Here is a 16,804-nt window from a genome sequence, read left to right as displayed (position 1 = left end):
CGCCCCCCCCGGACAGAAGATGCCTCGTTGCCCATCAAATCTGACATGCGGAACGCGGGTGACAACTCCCCCGAAAGGGCGGCGCGCGAAGCGACCGGCCGGACACCGCGCTCTTCCGCACCACCCGAGGGTCCGGGCTCACCACACGTAGCCAGGAACCCCAGTGGTTCTGACGCGCCGTCGGATTCCGGGTGAGGGGAGGACGGCCCCTTCGGCGTAAGCAGGGGTGAGGGCGACGGAACACCCCGCCGCCCGCAGGGCACACCAACGGAGGTAACCCATGCGATTCCGTCCGATGCACCGAGTGGCCGCCGGCATCGCGACCACCGTCCTGGCGGCCGGTGCGGTCGTGGCCGGCGCGGGCACCGCGGGTGCCGCCACCACGGCCCACCAGGCGTCCGCCACCCGCTCGGTCACCGTCCAGACCCGCGCCTACGAACCCGGCCCGTGGCACCACCGCCACCACCGCTGGGACGACTGCTACTGCGACGACTACGAGTACGCCTACTGGAACTACGGCGACTACGGCTACGGATACGGCGGGTACCGTGGCGGCCTGCTGGGCCTGAGCCTCGTCCTCTGAAACCGTCCAAGCCGGTCGGCCGGTGTGTGCGGGCCCCGGCCGACGGACGCCCGGGCCATGGTGGCGCCCACCATGGCCCGTGGTGCGTCCGCCACGACAGCGCCTACGCCGCGGCCCCGGTGAGCGCCAGGACGCGTTCCGCCGCCGGGGCCTCCAGCGCGGCGGCGAGCGCCCGGGCCTCCAGGTGGCAGTCGCGGGCCCGGTCGAGCCGGCCGTCCCCGGCGAGCGCGTCACCGAGGACGCCGAGCCCGTACGCCGTGCGGTAATCGTGGCCGAGCGCCCGCAGCAGCGACACACCACGCCCCGCCGCCTCGACGCAGGCACCGGACCGGCCGGCGGCGCGGTGCACCCGGGCGATACGCAGCGACGCCATGGCCGCGCCGAGCGGCCGTACCCCCTGCCGGAAGAGGTCGGCGGCGCGCTCCAGCTCCGGCAGCGCCTCGTCGTCGGCGCCGGTCCGGCACAACACCACGCCGAGCGCGTAGTGGCCGTCGGCGGCGCGGGCGCCGGCCCCCTCGCGGGCGTACAACTCCACCGCCCGCCGCGCCCGTTCGACCGACTCCGGGCCAGGATCGCCGGTCCGGGCCAGGATGCCGAGGGCCGCCGCCTCACCGTAGGCGTCGCCTTCGGCACGGAAGACATCGGACGCCGAACGCAGCAGCGCGGCGCCCTCCGGATCGCGGAGCCGGCCCCGCAGCACGGCGGCGTACCCCGCGCACCACCGGTCACCGTGGGCCGCCCCGAGCCGGTGGGAACGGACGGCCTCCTCCCACGCCGCCCCGAACCGCCCGGCGTCCGCCAGCAGATGGCCCAGCAGCAACCGCGCCCTGCCCTCCGCGGCCGGCTCGTGCCGTGCCGCCGACGCCGCCACCACCGCCCGCAGCACCCGCTCCGCCTGCCACGCGGTGGCACCCCGCTCCGGCGCCCCGGCGGCCAGCAGCGCGTCCACCGCGCGGCGCAGCGTCGTCCCGTCCGGGTCGTCCTCCGCGACGGTCCGCTCCACCGTGGCCCACAACAACGCCAGCTCGTCGTCGACCCGTTGGCGGGCCTCCTCGCGGGTGGCCAGGTGCGGTGCCGGGTGGCCGGGGGTGGCGAGGTGGCGCGGCAGCGGGTCGCCCGGATTTTCCACGGCGTACGCGGCCGTGGCCAGCGCGAGGTGGAAGCCGAGCAGCCGCGAGCGCGCGGCGCGCCGGTCGGCGGGGCTCTCCGCGTCGGCCGCGCGGAACCTGGCGAAGTCGCCGAGCGGCACGGGGAGTTCGTACCCCCGGGTGCCGACCGGACGCAGGTGGTGGAGGTCGGTGAGGGCGTCGAGGGTGTGTTCCGCCGTCGAGGGACCGGTGTCGAGCAGGGCTGCCGCCGCGTCGAGGGAGAGGACGGACCCGGGCGGCGCCAGGGCGAGCAGGCGGAGGGCGTGCGCCTGGTCGGGGGGGAGCCGCCGGTAGTGCTCGCCGAGTACGGCCTCCAACGACCGCCGCCCGTGCCGCAGTCGGGCCAGCCGTCGGTCACCGTCGCGCAGTGCGTCGGCGAGCCGGACCACCGGCCGGCCGGGGCGGGCGGCCAGCAGCGAGCCCGCGATCTCCAGCGCCAGCGGGTGGAAACCGCAGGCGACGGCGATCTCCTCGGCCGCCGCTCTCTCCTCCTGTGTCCGGAACGGTCCGGCCGGCGCCGCCAGCAGCCGCAGCGCCGAGTCGGGGTCCAGCGGCCCCAGTTCGGTGCGGTCCACCCCGGACAGCTCCGGCAGCCGGCCACGGGCGGTCACCAGCACCGCGCATCCCCGGGTGCCGGGCAGCAACGGCCGCACCTGCTCGGCGTCCTCGGCGTCGTCCAGCACGATCAGCACCCGCCGCCCGGCCAGCACCGTACGCAGCAGCGCCGCCCGCAGCGCCGCGTCCGCGGGCAGCCCCTCGGGGCCGGCCCCCAGACCCCACAACAACGCCTCCAGGGCCCGCGCCGGTTCCAGCGGAGATCCCCCGGAACCCCGCAGATCGAGGTGGAGCTGCCCGTCCGGGTAGGCCTCCGCGACCTCGTGGGCCACCACGCAGGCGAGCGCCGACTTGCCCGCCCCGGGCGGCCCGGTGATCACGTGCACCGGGACGCCGTGCTCGTCGGAGGCGGTGAGCAGCGCGGTGAGGCGGTGGATCTCGGCCTCGCGTCCGTGGAAGTGCGGGATCGGGCGCGGGAGTTGCGCGGGGACCACGGGCGCGGCGGGGGCCGGGACGGGCGGCGTGGCGGAGGCGGGTTCCTCGCGCAGCAGCTCCGGGTCGGACCGCAGGATGCGTTGCTGGATCTCCCTGAGCTGGGAACCGGGTTCGACGCCCAGCTCATCGGTGAGCAGGCGGCGGGTGTCGGTGTAGACCGCCAGCGCCTCGGCCTGCCGGCCGTCCCGGTAGAGCGCCAGCATCAGCAGGGCGCGCAGCCGTTCCCGCAGCGGATGGTCGGCGGTGAGCGCGGTCAGTTCGGAGGCCGCCTCGGCGTGCGCCCCGCGCTCCAGGTCCGCCTCCAGCCTGCGTTCCAGCAGGGTGAGCCGCCATTCGGCCAGCCGGGTCCGCTGGGTCTCCGCGAACGGGCCGGGCACCCCGGTGAGCGCCTCCCCGTCCCACAGGTCCAGCGCGTCCGTGAGCAGTTGGCGGGCGCGGGTGTGGTCGCCGGCGGCCGACGCCCGTTCGGCCTCCAGGGCGTGCCTCTCGGCGTGCGTGAGGTCCAGCGCCTCCGGCGGTACCCGCAGCACGTAGCCGCCTGCCTCGGAGACCAGTGTCCCGGGACCGACGATCTTGCGTAGCCGGGCCGCGTAGGTGCGCACCGCCGCCAGCACCTGACTGGGTTGATCGTCGCCCCACACCGCGTCGATCAGGTCGTCAGCGGTCATGGGGCGGCCGTGGTTGACCAACAGCGCGGCGAGGACGGCGCGTTGCTGCGGCGAGCCGGCGGGCAGCGGTTGGTCACCGTGCCACACACGCACCGGGCCGAGCAGCGCGAACCGCAGCCGGGTCCGGGTCGCCTCGATGGCGCGGACCCCGGTCACCTCGCTCATGGTCCCCCTTCGTGCCGCCGGGGTCCGTTCCGGCGGCCGACACCGTGTTCATCGGTCGTTCAACTTCGTTCATCGGGCGCTTATCCCCGCCTGGCAGCATAGAGCGACAGCGCTTCCGTGACCACGCCCGGTTCGGCTTGCGCCTCGGGCAGGGCTTCCCGGGCTGGTATCCCGGGACCCCTGCTCGCATTCGTGCCCGCCGCCAACTCTGGCCTACAGCGGGCACCTTGGGCTACCGTCATTGCCACGTCGGGCTGCGCCGAGCCGATTCGCGCCCTCCCTACCAAGGGCTGCGGACGGATGCCATCTCGCGCCGCGCGCCGCACATCCGAACCGGGCACGGTAACCAAGGAGCGAGCATCGTCATGTCTACCCCAACCAGTACGTCCTCGACCGCCCTGTGGCTGACCGCCGGGGTCGTGGTCACCCTGGCCTACTTCCTGCTCGTCGGCCACCTCGCCAAGGCGGTGCGCCCCACCCGGCGGGTCCCCGTCACCATCAGCGCGCTCACCGGGCTCGTCGGCGCGCTGCCGGCGATCCTGCTGGCGCTGTCGCACACCGGGCACGTCCCGGTCTGACGCGCGGCCGGCTCCCGGGCCCTCACACCCCGGTGGTCGACCCCGGCCGCACGATCATCAGCACGGTGACGACGGCCCACAGCAGGTTGAACACCCCGGTGACCATGGACAGCCGAGCGGTGGCGGAGCGGTCGAGCGAGGCCGCTCCGCCCTGCTCCGACAGCGTGGCCAGCACCCTTTCCTGCCCGGGCAGCACCATGAAGCCGAGCACCAGGGCGGCCACGGCGGTCAGCGCGATGGAGGCGATCAGCCAGGGGCTGCCCATCACGCGGAGCATGCTCGCGGTGGCGAAGCCGAACAACGGCACGGCGGCCCCGGCGAGGGCGTACACCTGGCAGACGCGGTGCGTGATCCGTGCCCCGGCCGGCGCCCCGCCGGCCGCGTCGGGCTCCGCGGCGCGCCGCGCCAGCGCGGGGAACATGCTGGCCGCCACCGCAACCGGGCCGACGGCGAGGATGGCCGCCAGCACGTGAACGGCGAGAAGGAACTTGGTCATCGCCGCGTCACCCTTCCCGCACCGCGCCGGCCGGGCACTCCACCGGCGCCGCGCCCGGGCCGGACCCTTCGCGCCGCTCGGCACCGTCGAGGCGGACATACAGCGGGACATGGGCGAACATCGGCGGTCTCTCCTTCGTCGCTCTCCGGACCTGCCGCCGCACACGCTAGAAACCCGGCCGCGCCCCGCCCCATGGGCCGGAACGACAATTACCGACGGATTCCCGCCACGCCCGTGGCCGGCGCCGCCCTTTCCGCCCATGCTGGACGCCATGTCCTCACCTCCGATGTCCCAGCCCGTCGCGTGGTCCACCGACGGGTTCCCGCCCGGCGGGAACCCGTCGGCCGTCGGCGCTCTGCACACGGTGGCGGTGCTCGCCCTCGACCGGGTCGTCCCGTTCGACCTCGCCACGCCGATCGAGGTCTTCGGCCGCGTCCGGCTGCCGGACGGCCGGCGGCCCTACCGGGTGCGGGCGTGCGGGGTGACGCCGGAGGTGCGCAGCGAGGCGTTCACGCTGCGGGTGCCGTGGGGGCTGGAGGCGCTGGCCGACGCCGACACGATCATCGTGCCCGGCTGTTCGGAGGAGGCCGGGCCGCCGCCGGCCGCGGCGCTGGACGCGTTGCGGGACGCCGCCGCCCGGGGTGCGCGGATCGCCTCGATCTGCGCCGGCGCGTTCGTGCTCGCCGCCACCGGGTTGCTGGACGGGCTGGCGGCCACCACGCACTGGCTGGCCGCCGGTCCGCTCGCCGCCGCCCACCCCGAGATCGAGGTGCGCCCCGATGTGCTCTACGTCGACAACGGGCGGCTGCTGACCTCCGCCGGGGCCTCGGCCGGACTCGACCTGTGCCTGTACATGATCCGCCGCGACTTCGGCTCGGTGGTGGCGGCGGACGCGGCCCGTCTGTCGGTGATGCCGCTGGAACGGGAGGGCGGGCAGGCGCAGTTCATCGTCCACACCCAGCCACCGGTGCCGCGCGGCTCGGAACTGGAACCGGTGCTCGCCTGGATCGAGGACCATCTCGCCCAGGAGCTGACGCTACGTCAGATGGCGGCGCGCTGCCGGATGAGCGAACGCACCTTCAGCCGCCGCTTCCGCGAGCAGACCGGCACCACCCCGCTGCAATGGCTGCTGCGCGCCCGCGTCCGCCGCGCACAGTACCTGCTGGAGAACACCGACCACCCGATCGAACGCATCGCGGGCCAAGCCGGCTTCGGCTCCCCGACAGCCTTCCGGGAACGCTTCAAACGCGTCACCGGCACCACCCCGCACAGCTACCGCGCCGCCTTCCGCACCCGCGCCGCCGCCCTGCGGTGACGTGGCGCTACGCGGTGTACGGGGCGGCACCGGACCGGGCTCACCGGTACGGAACGCCGCGGCCACCGGATCCAGCCACCGCGTGGACGCCTCCACGGTGAGCGCGGGAGAGCACAGCACCCGGGCGAGGGCGTGGGCGAGGCGGTCGTCCTCCTGGGCGTCGAAGAGGTGGTCGGTGAGCGCCAGCATCCGGTCGGTCGCGAGCGCCGCCAGCGGCACCGGGTCCTGGTCCGGGCGCGTGGAGAGCGCCGCCAGCAGGTCGGCGCCGTGGGCCACGGCGTGCAGCCGGCCGAGTTCCCGGTCGTGACCGCGCAGATCGGTCTCAGCCGGATACCAGCGCGCGAAGGCGTCCCACCACCCCGGCCGCCACTCGCCCGCCTCGACGAGACGGGCCAGCACCAACGGCGCGAACGTCCGCGCCTGGACCGCCGGATCGCGGAAGTGGCCGGCCATCCGGTCACCGAGCCACCGGCGCTCCGCCGCGTCCAGCTCCGGCACCCACCGCCGGGCCCGCACGTACGCCCCCTCGTCCCGCGCCACCGGGTCCGGGGACCGCAACTCGGCCACCAGCCTGTCCAGCGCGGCGGCGCGGGACGGGCCGGAAAGTGCCCGGATGTCGGCCTCGACGCGATGAGTCGGACGCATGGCACGCCAGGCTACGCGAGCGACGGGACGCGCGGGGCTCCGGACGGCTGTACCGCTCACGCCGCGAGTGCGCCGCCGGACGGTACCGGGTGGAGCGCCGCGAACTCCAGCGGTGCCGACGGGTCGACCGAGACCGGCCAGGGGGCCGGCCGTGCCCCGGCGCGGACCAGCAGGTCACCGACGGCGGCGATCATGGCGCCGTTGTCCGTGCACAGCCCCGGCGGCGGAATCCGCAGGGTGATCCCGGCCGTGGCGCACCGCTGCCCGGCCAGTTCGCGCACCCGTGAGTTGGCCGCGACGCCGCCGACCACCACCAGGGTGCCCACCTCGTGGTCGAGGCAGGCGGCGACGGCCTTGCGGGTCAGCACGTCGGCGACGGCCTCCCGCAACGAGGCGGCCACGTCGGCGACTTGACGGCCGCCCGCCTCCGCGCACCGGGCCGCCGCCGTCTTCAGCCCGGAGAAGGAGAAGGCGTACGGGTCGTCGCGCGGCCCGGTCAGCGGCCGGGGGAGGGGGACGGCGTGCGGGTCGCCGTCCCGGGCCACCCGGTCGACCGCCGGACCGCCCGGATACGGCAACCCCAGCACCCGGGCGACCTTGTCGAAGCACTCCCCGGCGGCGTCGTCGAGGGTGTCCCCGAGGTGTTCCACCCGGTCACGGGCGAGGTCGCGGACGAGCAGCAGCGAGGTGTGGCCGCCGGAGACGAGCAGGACGACACAAGGTTGCGGCAGCGGACCGTGCACCAGCGTGTCGGCGGCGGCGTGCCCGGCCAGGTGGTGCACCCCGTACAGCGGAACGCCCAGCGTGTACGCGTAACCCTTGGCCGCCGCCACCCCGATGTGCAGCGCGCCGGCCAGCCCAGGGCCGGTGGTGACGGCGACCGCCCCGACGTCGCGCAGCCGCAGCCCGGCCTCGTCCAGCGCCCGGCGCACCACCGGGCCCACCGCGCGCACATGCGCCCGGGCGGCGATCTCGGGCACCACCCCGCCGTAGCGGGCGTGTTCGTCCAGGCTCGACGCCACGGCGTGCCCCAGCAACCGCCCGTCACGCACCAGACCGGCCCCCGTCTCGTCGCACGACGACTCGATGCCCAGGACCACGGGTGATCCGGTCATGTCTCGCCTCCCGTCGGCGGGTGCGCTCACTTGTTGCCTTCTATTTGCAACTGCACTATATGTGCAAGTGGCTTCCGGTGTTGTCACCGGCCCCGCTCAACGGGCCGTCGCGGTGCCGGAACGCGCCGTGGTCGCCGGCCCTTCGGCGGCTCGTGGCGGCTCGGGCTCGCGCAGGGTACGCAGCAACAGCCAGCCGATCACGGGCAGCGCGATCAGCGGGACGAGCGCCGTCCGCAGCGACGTGGCGTCCGCCACCGCGCCCAGCACCGGACTGGCGATGCCGCCGACGCTCACCGTCAGCCCCAGCGTCACCCCGCTCGCGGTGCCCATCCGCCGCGGCAGGTAGTCCTGGCCCAGCGTGACGTGGAGCGAGAACGGCACGTACAGCCCGGCCGACGTCAGCGCCACGAACACGTACAGCGCCGGACCCGGCACGAGGACCACACCGGCCACCGCCGGCACCGTGAGCGCGTACGCCCACCGCACCACCGTCACCCGCCGGAACCGCGCGGCCAGCCGGCCACCCGCCACCGTGCCCACCGCACCGCCGAGGTAGAGCACGAAGAGCGCGGCGGTGCCGGCCACCGCGCCGCCGCCGGTGCGCTGGCGCACGTAGAGCGAGATGAAGGTGGACAACCCCAGGAACACCACGGAACGGCAGACCACCGCCCCCGACAGTCTCGCGAACGAACCCCAGTCGTCCCGGCCGTCCGCCACCCGCGCGGACCCGCCCGCGGTCTCGGCCGCCACCCGCCGCGTCCCGCGCAGCGCGACCCCGCTCGCCACCGCACCGGCCACCGCCGGCACCGCCAGCAACGGCGAACCCCGCAGCCCGTCCACCGCCACCACCGCCCACACCAGCAACGGCGCCGTCGCGAAACCGAGGTTGCCGCCCAGCGAGAACCACCCCATCGCGGTGTGACCGCCCCGCCCGGCGACCCGCGCCACCCGCGCCGCCTCCGGGTGGTACGCGGCCACCCCGATCCCCGACAGCGCGACCGCGGCCAGCGTGAGCCGGTACGAACCGCACACCCCGCTCAGCGCGATCCCGGCCCCCGCCGCCAGCGTGCTCACCGGCAGCAGCCACGGCAGCGCCCACCGGTCGGTGAGCGCCCCGAACGACGGCTGCACCACCGACGACAGCAACGAGGCCGCCAGCACCACCCCGGAGGCGGCGGCGTACCCCCAGCCGCGCTCGGCGACGAAGAACGGCACCAGCGCGGCCACCGTCCCCTGATACACGTCGACGCAGGCGTGGCCCACGGACAACAGCGTCACGGGCCCGCCCCGCCGGGCCCCCGGATTCCTCGGCATGCCCCGATCGTCGCGGTACCACCGGACGTCGCGCTTCCGATAAGTTGCCGACCCATGCCGGAAATCCGCCACCAGCCGCACGCCCCCACCCGCGTCCGCACGCTGGCCCCCGGAGAACGCATCGACGCCCACCACCACGACGACCACCAGATCGTCTACGCGGGCTCCGGTGTGCTCGCGGTCACCACCGACGCCGGCACCTGGTTCGCCCCCGGCACCCGGGCGATCTGGGTGCCCGCCTGCACCGTCCACGCCCACCGGGCCCACGGCCACCTCGAACTCCACTTCGTCGGCCTGCCCGCCGACGACAACCCGCCGGGCCTCGACGCTCCCACGGTGCTCGCCGTCTCCCCGCTGCTGCGCGAACTGATCCGTGCCTACACTGCCGCGCCCGGCGACGACACCCCGGAACGCCATCGGCTCCGCGCCGTCCTGCGCGACCAGTTGCGTCCCTGCCCGCAGCGGCCGATGCACCTGCCCGCCCCCGCCGACCCCCGGCTGGCGGCCGTGTGCGCGCTGGTCCACCGGGACCCGGCGGCCCGGCACACCCTGGCCCACCTCGCCCGGACCGCGGGCACCGGGGAACGCACCCTCAGCAGGCTGTTCCGCGCCGAACTCGGCATGACCTTCCCGCAGTGGCGCACCCAGTCGCGCCTCTACCACGCGCTGCGGATGCTCGCCGACGGCGCCCCGGTCACCACCGTCGCCCACCGTTGCGGCTGGGCCTCCACCAGTGCCTTCATCGACGTCTTCCGCCGCTCCTTCGGATACACCCCGGGCGCGCATCAGCGGCTGAACTGACGGTATGTCAGGTTCGAGCCGGACGGGTGCCCGCCCGGGCCGGCGGTGCGATGATGCGTCGAGGCGGCGTCCCCCAGCCGGAAAGGCGGTCGAGATGGCCGAGGTGAGAACGGACTTCCTGGCGCTGGCCCGGTCGGCCGTGGCGCTGCTGCGCGAGCCGGCGGTCGCCGGGGCGTGGCACGGGCCCAGCGCGCTGCCCGGCTTCCGGGTGGCCGGACTCGCGGGCCACCTCGCCTACCAGGTACTCGTCCTGCCCGACGCGCTCGCGGCCCCCGAACCCCGGGAGGAGACCGTCCCGCTGCTGGAGCACTACCGCCGGGTGCGGTGGATCGGGGCCGCCCTCGACGAGGAGGCCAACGTCCGCATCCGCAACGAGGGGGAACGGGCCGCCGCCGACGGGCCCGTGGCGCTCGCCGACCGCACCGCCCGGGCGGTCGACACCCTGCAGACCGCTCTGCCGCGCGCGGACGACCGGGCGGTGCGCATCCCGCTGTGGGGCGCCTGGTCGCTCGGCCTCGACGACATGCTGACCACCCGCATGATGGAACTGGCCGTGCACGCCGACGACCTGGCCGTCAGCGTCGGCGTCCCCACCCCGCCGCTGCCGGCCGGCGCCGTGGACACCGTGATCGCGCTCCTCTCCCGGCTCGCGGTACACCGTCACGGCCCCACCGCCGTGCTGCGTGCCCTCGGCCGCGCCGAACGCGCTCCGGCCTCGATCGCCGCCTTCTGACCGCCCGTCGGCGAAAGTTCACCGGGAGACCCGGCGATGGTTGCTGCGCCGGGCCGTGCTCCGATGCACCATGAGGGCATGGACCCCGACGAGTTCCCCGAAGAGAGCGGCGACGAACCCGTCCACGACGACGGCGAGCGTCCCGCCTGGCTGGACGACGACGAGATGTACGGCTGGGCGTGACCGCGGTGTTCCCGCGCGACCGTACGCGACCGCATCCGCCCGCATCCGACCGTCCAGGCCGTCCGGGCCGTCGGCGCGGCCGGGAAAAGCGCTGGACCACGGGTTCGCGCGTTCTTCAGGGTGGGCGCCATGTCCGCTCCCGAGGCGTCAAGACGCCGGCCACCGGTCGTTCGGTGGCTTTCCGGTTGACGCCTTCGTCACGCTGAAGGGCCGCCGCCGCTGAGGGCCGCGCCCCGCTGAGGCATGTCCGGCCGCCGCCGAACCACCGTCGCAGGACCGTTCCTTCCGTTCGCGCAGCACCCCTGAGCCGTTGCCGCCGCCTTTCGCGGTGCGGCGTCGTGCTGCCGTCCTCGACCGTGGCCGTGGAGTCCGTCATGCCGTTCGCCGTCTACGTCCTGGGGCTTGCCGTGTTCGCCCAGGGCACGTCCGAGTTCATGCTGTCCGGCCTGGTGCCGGGGATCGCCGGTGACCTGGGGGTCTCTCCCGCCGCCGGTGCGCTGACCTCCGCCTTCGCGGTGGGGATGATCGTCGGGGCGCCGCTGATGGCGGTGGCCGCCCTGCGCCGGCCCAGGCGGCGCGCGCTGCTGGGCTTCCTCGCGGTGTTCGTGGCGGCGCACGTCGCCGGCGCGCTCACCACGAGCTTCGGGGTACTGCTGGCCACCCGCTTCGTCGCCGCGCCGGCCGACGCCGGCTTCCTCGCCGTCGGCCTGGCCGCCGCCGTCGCCATGGTGCCGCCGGACGCGACCGGGCGGGCCACCTCGGTGCTGCTCGGCGGCATCACGCTGGCGTGCGTGGCCGGGGTGCCGGCCGGGGCCGCGCTGGGGTGGCGTTCGGCGTTCTGGGCGGTGGCGGCGCTCTCGCTGCCGGCCGTGGCCGCCGTGGCGCGTTCGGTGCCGTCGGCACCGGTGGCCGGCGGCGCCCCGGCCGCCCGCGCGCGGGACGAGTTGCGGGCGCTGCGCCGCCCCGCGCTGCTGGTGCTCCTGCTGCTCGCCGCGCTCGTCAACGCCGGGACGTTCGCCACGTTCACGTATCTGGCGCCGCTGGTCACCGAGGCCGGCGGGGTGCGGGCGGGTGGGTGCCGGCGCTGCTGGCGCTCTTCGGGCTGGGATCGTTCGCCGGGGTGACGATCGCTGGCCGGTTCTCCGACCGACGTCCGCTGCGGCTGCTGGCGCCCGGTGGGGCGGGGCTCTGCGCCGGCTGGGCGCTCCTCGCGCTCGCCGTCGGCAGTACGGCCGCGACCGTGCCGCTCGTCCTCGTCCAGGGCGCGCTGTCGTTCGCCGTGGGATCGACCCTCGTCACGCGCGCGCTGTACGCGGCCGGTGAAGCGCCGTCGCTGGGCGGCTCGTTCGCCACCGCGGCGCTCAACGTGGGCGCCGCCGTCGGTCCGGCGCTGGCGGGCGCCGCCCTCGGTGCCGGGTCCGGTTACCGTTCGGTGCCCTGGCTCAGTGCCGGTCTGGTGGCGTCGGCGCTGGCCACCGCCGCCGTCGCGGGGTGGCGCGGTAGGCGGTGAGCCGCGGCGTGGGGGCCGCTGCGCGTCAGCGTGGGTAACGGAACCACACGTTCGGTGTCCGCCCGGCCCGGTCGATATTCTTCCGCTGTCGGCTCCCGGTGGTGGAAGGACTCAAGGAAACGCCGGGGACAGAGGATTGGGTGATGATGCCGGAACCCGTACTTCCGGGCGAGTTCAGCTCCGTCGGCGCCTCGTCCCGAGGTGACCGGGTGACGGGGGGCGGCGGTCCGGTCCCGGCGCCGCGCGGCGGCGCGGTGGAACACGCTACGTCCGACGACCTGGCGCCGGGACGGACGGAGCCCCGGGTCCTGCTCATCGAGGACGACGCCGCCGACGCGCTGCTCGTCGAGGAACTGGTGGCCGACGTCACACCCGGCATGGGGATGCGGCTGACCTGGGTACGCTCGGTGGCGCAGGCCCGCGCGGAACTGGCCCGTACCGTGCCCGACTGCGTGCTGCTCGACCTGCACCTGCCGGACGCCTCCGGCCTCGAGGCGCTCGCGGCCGTCCAGGAGTGCGCCGAGGGCGTGGCGGTGGTGGTGCTCACCGGCCTCGCCGAGGAACGCACCGGGCTCGCCGCGGTGGCCGCCGGCGCCCAGGACTACCTGGTCAAGGGGCGCGTCGAACCGGAGCTGTTCGGCCGCGCCGTCCGCTACGCGATCCAGCGCAAGCAGACCGAGAAGGCCGCCGCCGAACTCCAGGCCGGCAAACTGCGCGCCCAGGAGAACGCCCGGCTGGAGCGCGGACTGCTGCCCACCCCGCTGCTCAACGGTGACGACAGCGTCGAAGTGGTGGCCCGCTACCGCCCCGGCCGCAGCCAGGCGCTGCTCGGCGGCGACTTCCACGACGTGGTGCAGCAACCGGACGGCACCGTCCACGCGTTGGTGGGCGACGTCTCCGGCCACGGCCCGGACGAGGCGGCGCTCGGCGTCGCCCTGCGGATCGCCTGGCGTACCCTGGTGCTCAGCGGGGCACCCACCCAGCGCCAGCTCCGGCTGCTGGAGGAGATCCTGGTGGCCGAGCGGGCGGGGGCGGAGATCTTCGCCACCCTCACCAGCGCCGTGCTGCCGCCCGACCGGCGCCGGGTCCGGCTGGTACGCGCCGGCCACCACGGGGTGCTGTGGCGGGAGGCGGACGGGGTGCGCTGGGTCGAGGTGCCCGGCGGTCCGGCCCTGGGTATCGTGCCGGGCCGGGCGCACTGGCCGGTGCAGGAGCTTGAACTGCCGCACGGCGCCGGGCTGGTGGTCTTCACCGACGGCCTCTTCGAGGGCCGCTCCGGGCCGGACGGGCAACGGCTCGGAGAGGAGGGGCTGCTGCGGCTGGCCGGTACGCTCACCGGGCTGCCCGCCGAGCCGTTCGTCGACCGGCTCATCGCCCGCGCCGAGGAACTCGCCGAGGAATACGGCGGACTCGCCGACGACGTGGCCGTACTGCATCTGCGCTGGAGCGACCGGCGGAAGGAGGAGACCGGAGCATGACCCGATCCGTGCCCGACGACGCCCGCCCGGTGCCCGACGACCCGCGTCCCGCGCCCGGCGACACCCGGCCCGTGCCCGACGTCCCGCGTCCCACGCCCGACGGCACCCGGCCCGTGCCCGACGGCACCCGGTCCGTGGCCGACGACACCCCGCCCGTGGCCGACGTCCCGCGTCCCACGCCCGGCGACACCCCGCCCGTGCCCGGCGACACCCCGCCCGTATCCGACGACACCCGGCCCGTGGCCGACGACCCGCGTCCCGTGCCCGACGACCCGCACCTCGTCCGCGGCTTCCGCGCCATGACGGTGCAGGGCTGGTTCCTGCTGGCGCTCGCGCTGATGACGCTGCTCGTCGTGGCGGGCAGTGTGGTGGGGGGCCAGGTGCTCGCCCATACCGCCCGCGTCTCGGACCAGTTGCTCCAGCGGATACAACCCGCACAGGGCGCCGCCTTCCAGCTCCAGGCGGCCGTGCTCAACCAGGAGACCGGCGCCCGCGGCTACGCCATCGCCGCCGACCCGCAGTTCCTCCAGCCCTACTCCGACGGCCGGCGCGGCGAGGCGCAGCTCGCCGCCACGCTGCGCGGCCTGGTCGGCGACCGCCCGGTGCTCCGCGCCGACCTGGACGCGGTGGAGCGGGCCACCGCCGACTGGCGCGGCCACTACGCCGAACCCATGATCAAGGCGGTGACCCCCGGCGTCCCCCGCCCCCCGGACAAGACACTGGTCGAGGGCGGCAAGGCCAGGTTCGACCACCTGCGCGCCCTCTTCCGCGCCCAGAACACCCACCTGGCCGAGGAACGCTCCCGCGCCCAGCGAGAGTTGGCCGAAGCCCGCACCGAACGCGACTGGGTGCTCGGCGGACTGGTGGCCGCCTTCCTGATCACCGGGGTCGTCCTGGCGGTGCTCATCCGGCAGCTGGTCACCCGCCCGCTGGACCGGCTGCGTACCGCCTCCTACCGTGTGGCCGGCGGCGACTTCGAGCACCGCATCACCGCCCACGGCCCGGCCGACCTGCGTGCCGTCGCCCGGGACGTCGAAGGCATGCGCCGCCGCATCGTCACCGAACTGGGCACCGTACGCTCCGCCCACCGGCTCCTGGTGGAACAGACCGCCGACCTCGACGCCCAGGCCGTCGAACTGCGCCGCTCCAATGCCGAGTTGGAGCAGTTCGCCTACGTCGCCTCGCACGACCTCCAGGAACCGCTGCGCAAGGTCGCCTCGTTCTGCCAGCTGCTGGAGAAGCGCTACGGCGACAGCTTCGACGAACGCGGCAAGCAGTACCTGGACTTCGCGGTGGACGGCGCCAAGCGCATGCAGGTGCTCATCAACGACCTGCTGACGTTCTCCCGGGTCGGGAGGCTCAACGACGCCAGCGTGCCGGTCGCCCTGGACGCGGCGCTGGACAAGGCGGTGGCCAACCTCGGTGCCTCGATCGAGGAGTCCGGCGCCCGGATCGAACGTCCCGAGCGGCTGCCGGAGATCATCGGCGACCCGATGCTGATGGTGATGCTGTGGCAGAACCTGCTGGGCAACGCCGTCAAGTTCCGCCGCCCCGACGAGCCGCCGCTGGTCCGCCTCACCTGCGAACGACGGGACGGTGACTGGCTGCTTGCCGTCAGCGACAACGGCATCGGCGTGCCCACCGAGTTCGCCGAGAAGGTCTTCGTCATCTTCCAGCGGCTGCACGGCCGCGACAGCTACAGCGGTACCGGCATCGGCCTGGCGCTGTGCAAGAAGATCGTCGAGCACCACGGCGGACGGATCTGGATCGACACCGGATACGGCACGGGGGCGCGCTTCTGCCTCACCCTGCCCGCCGAAACGCCGCCCGAGGACGCTCCGCCCGAGGACGCCCCGTCCGCCGACGTGCCCGCCGTGAAAGGAAACCCCGCATGACCACGCCCGCCCGCCCCATCGACGTCCTGCTCGTCGAGGACGACCCCGGGGACGAGCTGATGACCCGCGAGGCGTTCGAGGACAACAAGATCGGCAACACGCTGCACGTCGCCCGGGACGGCGAGGAGGCGCTCGACTTCCTCTACCGGCGCGGCGCCCACGCCGGCGCGCCCCGCCCCGACCTGATCCTGCTCGACCTCAACCTGCCCAAGTACGACGGCCGCCAGGTGCTGGAGCAGATCAAGTCCGACCCCGAGCTGTCCCACATCCCGGTCGTCGTCCTGACCACCTCCGCCGCCGAGGAGGACATCCTGCGCAGCTACAAGCTGCACGCCAACGCCTACGTCACCAAGCCGGTGGACCTGGAGCAGTTCATCTCCGCCGTCCGCCAGATCGACGAGTTCTTCGTCCAGGTGGTGCGGCTGCCTCCGCAGAGTCTGTGAGCCCTGACGGTTCGGGGACCGGTTCGCCGAGGTGCCGTGCGGCGGTGCGCCAGGCGGCGGTGACGGCGTGGTGGGCCTGGGCCAGGGCGTCGGGCCGGGGGCCGGTCAGCCGCAGCGGGGCGCCGAGGTGGACGTGGAGCGCGGGGCGGCGCAGCGGGGCGGACAGCGCCCTGGCGACCTGTCCGGCCGGGCCGCCCGACAGCAGCCGGCGGGCACCGGCCTGCCCGAGCGGGACGACCGGGGCGCCGGTGGTGCGCGCGAGGTGGAACAGGCCGGCGCGGAACGGGCGGGGCGGCGCCTCGGCGGCGTCCCGGCGGCGCGGCAGACCGCCCTCCGGATAGATCAGCACCGGCCGCCCCGCGTCCAGCGCCGCCCGCGCCGCCGGCAGCGCCCACCCCGCCCGAGGGTCGTCCCGGTGCACCGGCACGTGGCCCTCCCGTGCCAACACCCGCCCCAGCACCGGCACCCGCCACAGCCCGGCGGCGGCCAGCACCACCGGCCGCACCCCCAGCCGGTGCAACGCGGCCAGCACCACCGCTGGATCCGCCAGCGAGGTGTGGTTGGCGACCACGATGGCGCCCGGCGGCACCACGGCGCCCGCGTCGGCCGTCACCGTCAGCCGCCCGCAGAACGGCACCACGGCACCGGCGACACGACCGAGCATGACGAACCCCCATGGCGGAC

The 16,804-nt window shown here is 75.2% G+C and carries 13 protein-coding genes and 2 pseudogenes; 9 read left to right on the top strand and 6 right to left on the bottom strand.

Annotated elements, in window-relative coordinates; translation table 11 throughout:
* Positions 1 to 280 precede the first annotated feature (280 nt).
* Complete coding sequence (locus tag SCATT_RS29685) at positions 281 to 583, top strand: hypothetical protein (RefSeq protein WP_014151706.1); 303 nt, start codon at positions 281 to 283, stop codon at positions 581 to 583.
* 103 nt (positions 584 to 686) lie between these two features.
* Here the strand turns inward: SCATT_RS29685 and SCATT_RS29680 are convergent, their stop codons facing one another.
* Positions 687 to 3,614: an AfsR/SARP family transcriptional regulator gene (locus SCATT_RS29680; protein WP_014151707.1), complete on the bottom strand. Its 2,928-nt coding sequence runs from the start codon at positions 3,612 to 3,614 to the stop codon at positions 687 to 689.
* 365 nt (positions 3,615 to 3,979) lie between these two features.
* Between SCATT_RS29680 and SCATT_RS29675 the strand changes: the two genes are divergently transcribed.
* On the top strand, positions 3,980 to 4,192 hold the full coding sequence (locus tag SCATT_RS29675) for a hypothetical protein (protein WP_014151708.1): 213 nt from the start codon (positions 3,980 to 3,982) through the stop codon (positions 4,190 to 4,192).
* Positions 4,193 to 4,214: 22 nt separating this feature from the next.
* Here SCATT_RS29675 and SCATT_RS29670 read toward each other — a convergent pair whose 3' ends face one another.
* Positions 4,215 to 4,688: a DUF2269 family protein gene (locus SCATT_RS29670; protein WP_014151709.1), complete on the bottom strand. Its 474-nt coding sequence runs from the start codon at positions 4,686 to 4,688 to the stop codon at positions 4,215 to 4,217.
* Between the two features lie 355 nt (positions 4,689 to 5,043).
* Between SCATT_RS29670 and SCATT_RS29665 the strand changes: the two genes are divergently transcribed.
* The gene (locus SCATT_RS29665; protein WP_041824096.1) at positions 5,044 to 6,003 is read left to right on the top strand and encodes a GlxA family transcriptional regulator; all 960 of its coding nucleotides are present in this window, start codon (positions 5,044 to 5,046) and stop codon (positions 6,001 to 6,003) included.
* Between the two features lie 60 nt (positions 6,004 to 6,063).
* Here SCATT_RS29665 and SCATT_RS39875 read toward each other — a convergent pair.
* The 3 genes and pseudogenes from SCATT_RS39875 to SCATT_RS29650 form a co-directional block, all read right to left on the bottom strand.
* Positions 6,064 to 6,456, bottom strand: a pseudogene (locus tag SCATT_RS39875) (DUF2785 domain-containing protein); the annotation flags it as partial.
* A gap of 248 nt (positions 6,457 to 6,704) precedes the next feature.
* Positions 6,705 to 7,763 (bottom strand): tRNA (adenosine(37)-N6)-threonylcarbamoyltransferase complex transferase subunit TsaD, encoded by a 1,059-nt coding sequence (gene tsaD / locus SCATT_RS29655; RefSeq protein ID WP_014151711.1) that lies wholly within the window; start codon positions 7,761 to 7,763, stop codon positions 6,705 to 6,707.
* 96 nt (positions 7,764 to 7,859) lie between these two features.
* Positions 7,860 to 9,077, bottom strand: coding sequence for an MFS transporter (locus SCATT_RS29650; protein ID WP_041823707.1), 1,218 nt, complete (start codon positions 9,075 to 9,077; stop codon positions 7,860 to 7,862).
* A 54-nt stretch (positions 9,078 to 9,131) separates the two neighbouring features.
* On the opposite strand from SCATT_RS29650, the gene SCATT_RS29645 reads away from it, so the two are divergent.
* The 6 genes and pseudogenes from SCATT_RS29645 to SCATT_RS29620 all read left to right on the top strand — a co-directional run bounded on the left by SCATT_RS29645 (position 9,132) and on the right by SCATT_RS29620 (position 16,120).
* Positions 9,132 to 9,878 carry an AraC family transcriptional regulator gene (locus tag SCATT_RS29645; protein ID WP_014151713.1) on the top strand — a complete coding sequence of 249 codons (747 nt, stop codon included), beginning with the start codon at positions 9,132 to 9,134 and terminating at the stop codon, positions 9,876 to 9,878.
* Between the two features lie 94 nt (positions 9,879 to 9,972).
* Positions 9,973 to 10,611 (top strand): maleylpyruvate isomerase N-terminal domain-containing protein, encoded by a 639-nt coding sequence (locus SCATT_RS29640; protein ID WP_014151714.1) that lies wholly within the window; start codon positions 9,973 to 9,975, stop codon positions 10,609 to 10,611.
* Positions 10,612 to 11,168: 557 nt separating this feature from the next.
* Positions 11,169 to 12,304 (top strand): annotated as a pseudogene (locus SCATT_RS29635) (Cmx/CmrA family chloramphenicol efflux MFS transporter).
* 143 nt (positions 12,305 to 12,447) lie between these two features.
* The gene (locus SCATT_RS29630; protein WP_014151715.1) at positions 12,448 to 13,782 is read left to right on the top strand and encodes a PP2C family protein-serine/threonine phosphatase; all 1,335 of its coding nucleotides are present in this window, start codon (positions 12,448 to 12,450) and stop codon (positions 13,780 to 13,782) included.
* A complete protein-coding gene (locus SCATT_RS29625; protein ID WP_014151716.1) occupies positions 13,779 to 15,677 on the top strand; it encodes a sensor histidine kinase in 1,899 nt (632 codons plus the stop codon). Before SCATT_RS29630 ends, SCATT_RS29625 begins: the two co-directional genes overlap by 4 nt.
* Positions 15,674 to 16,120 (top strand): response regulator, encoded by a 447-nt coding sequence (locus SCATT_RS29620; RefSeq protein WP_014151717.1) that lies wholly within the window; start codon positions 15,674 to 15,676, stop codon positions 16,118 to 16,120. Before SCATT_RS29625 ends, SCATT_RS29620 begins: the two co-directional genes overlap by 4 nt.
* On the opposite strand, the gene SCATT_RS29615 is transcribed toward SCATT_RS29620, so the two are convergent.
* Complete coding sequence (locus SCATT_RS29615) at positions 16,050 to 16,784, bottom strand: lysophospholipid acyltransferase family protein (RefSeq protein WP_014151718.1); 735 nt, start codon at positions 16,782 to 16,784, stop codon at positions 16,050 to 16,052. The genes SCATT_RS29620 and SCATT_RS29615 overlap by 71 nt on opposite strands.
* Positions 16,785 to 16,804 lie beyond the last annotated feature (20 nt).

Source organism: Streptantibioticus cattleyicolor NRRL 8057 = DSM 46488 (assembly GCF_000240165.1).
Classification (GTDB): Bacteria; Actinomycetota; Actinomycetes; order Streptomycetales; family Streptomycetaceae; genus Streptantibioticus; species Streptantibioticus cattleyicolor.
Note: the sequence above shows the minus strand (reverse complement) of the source record. Positions and strands in the feature narration are given on the sequence as shown.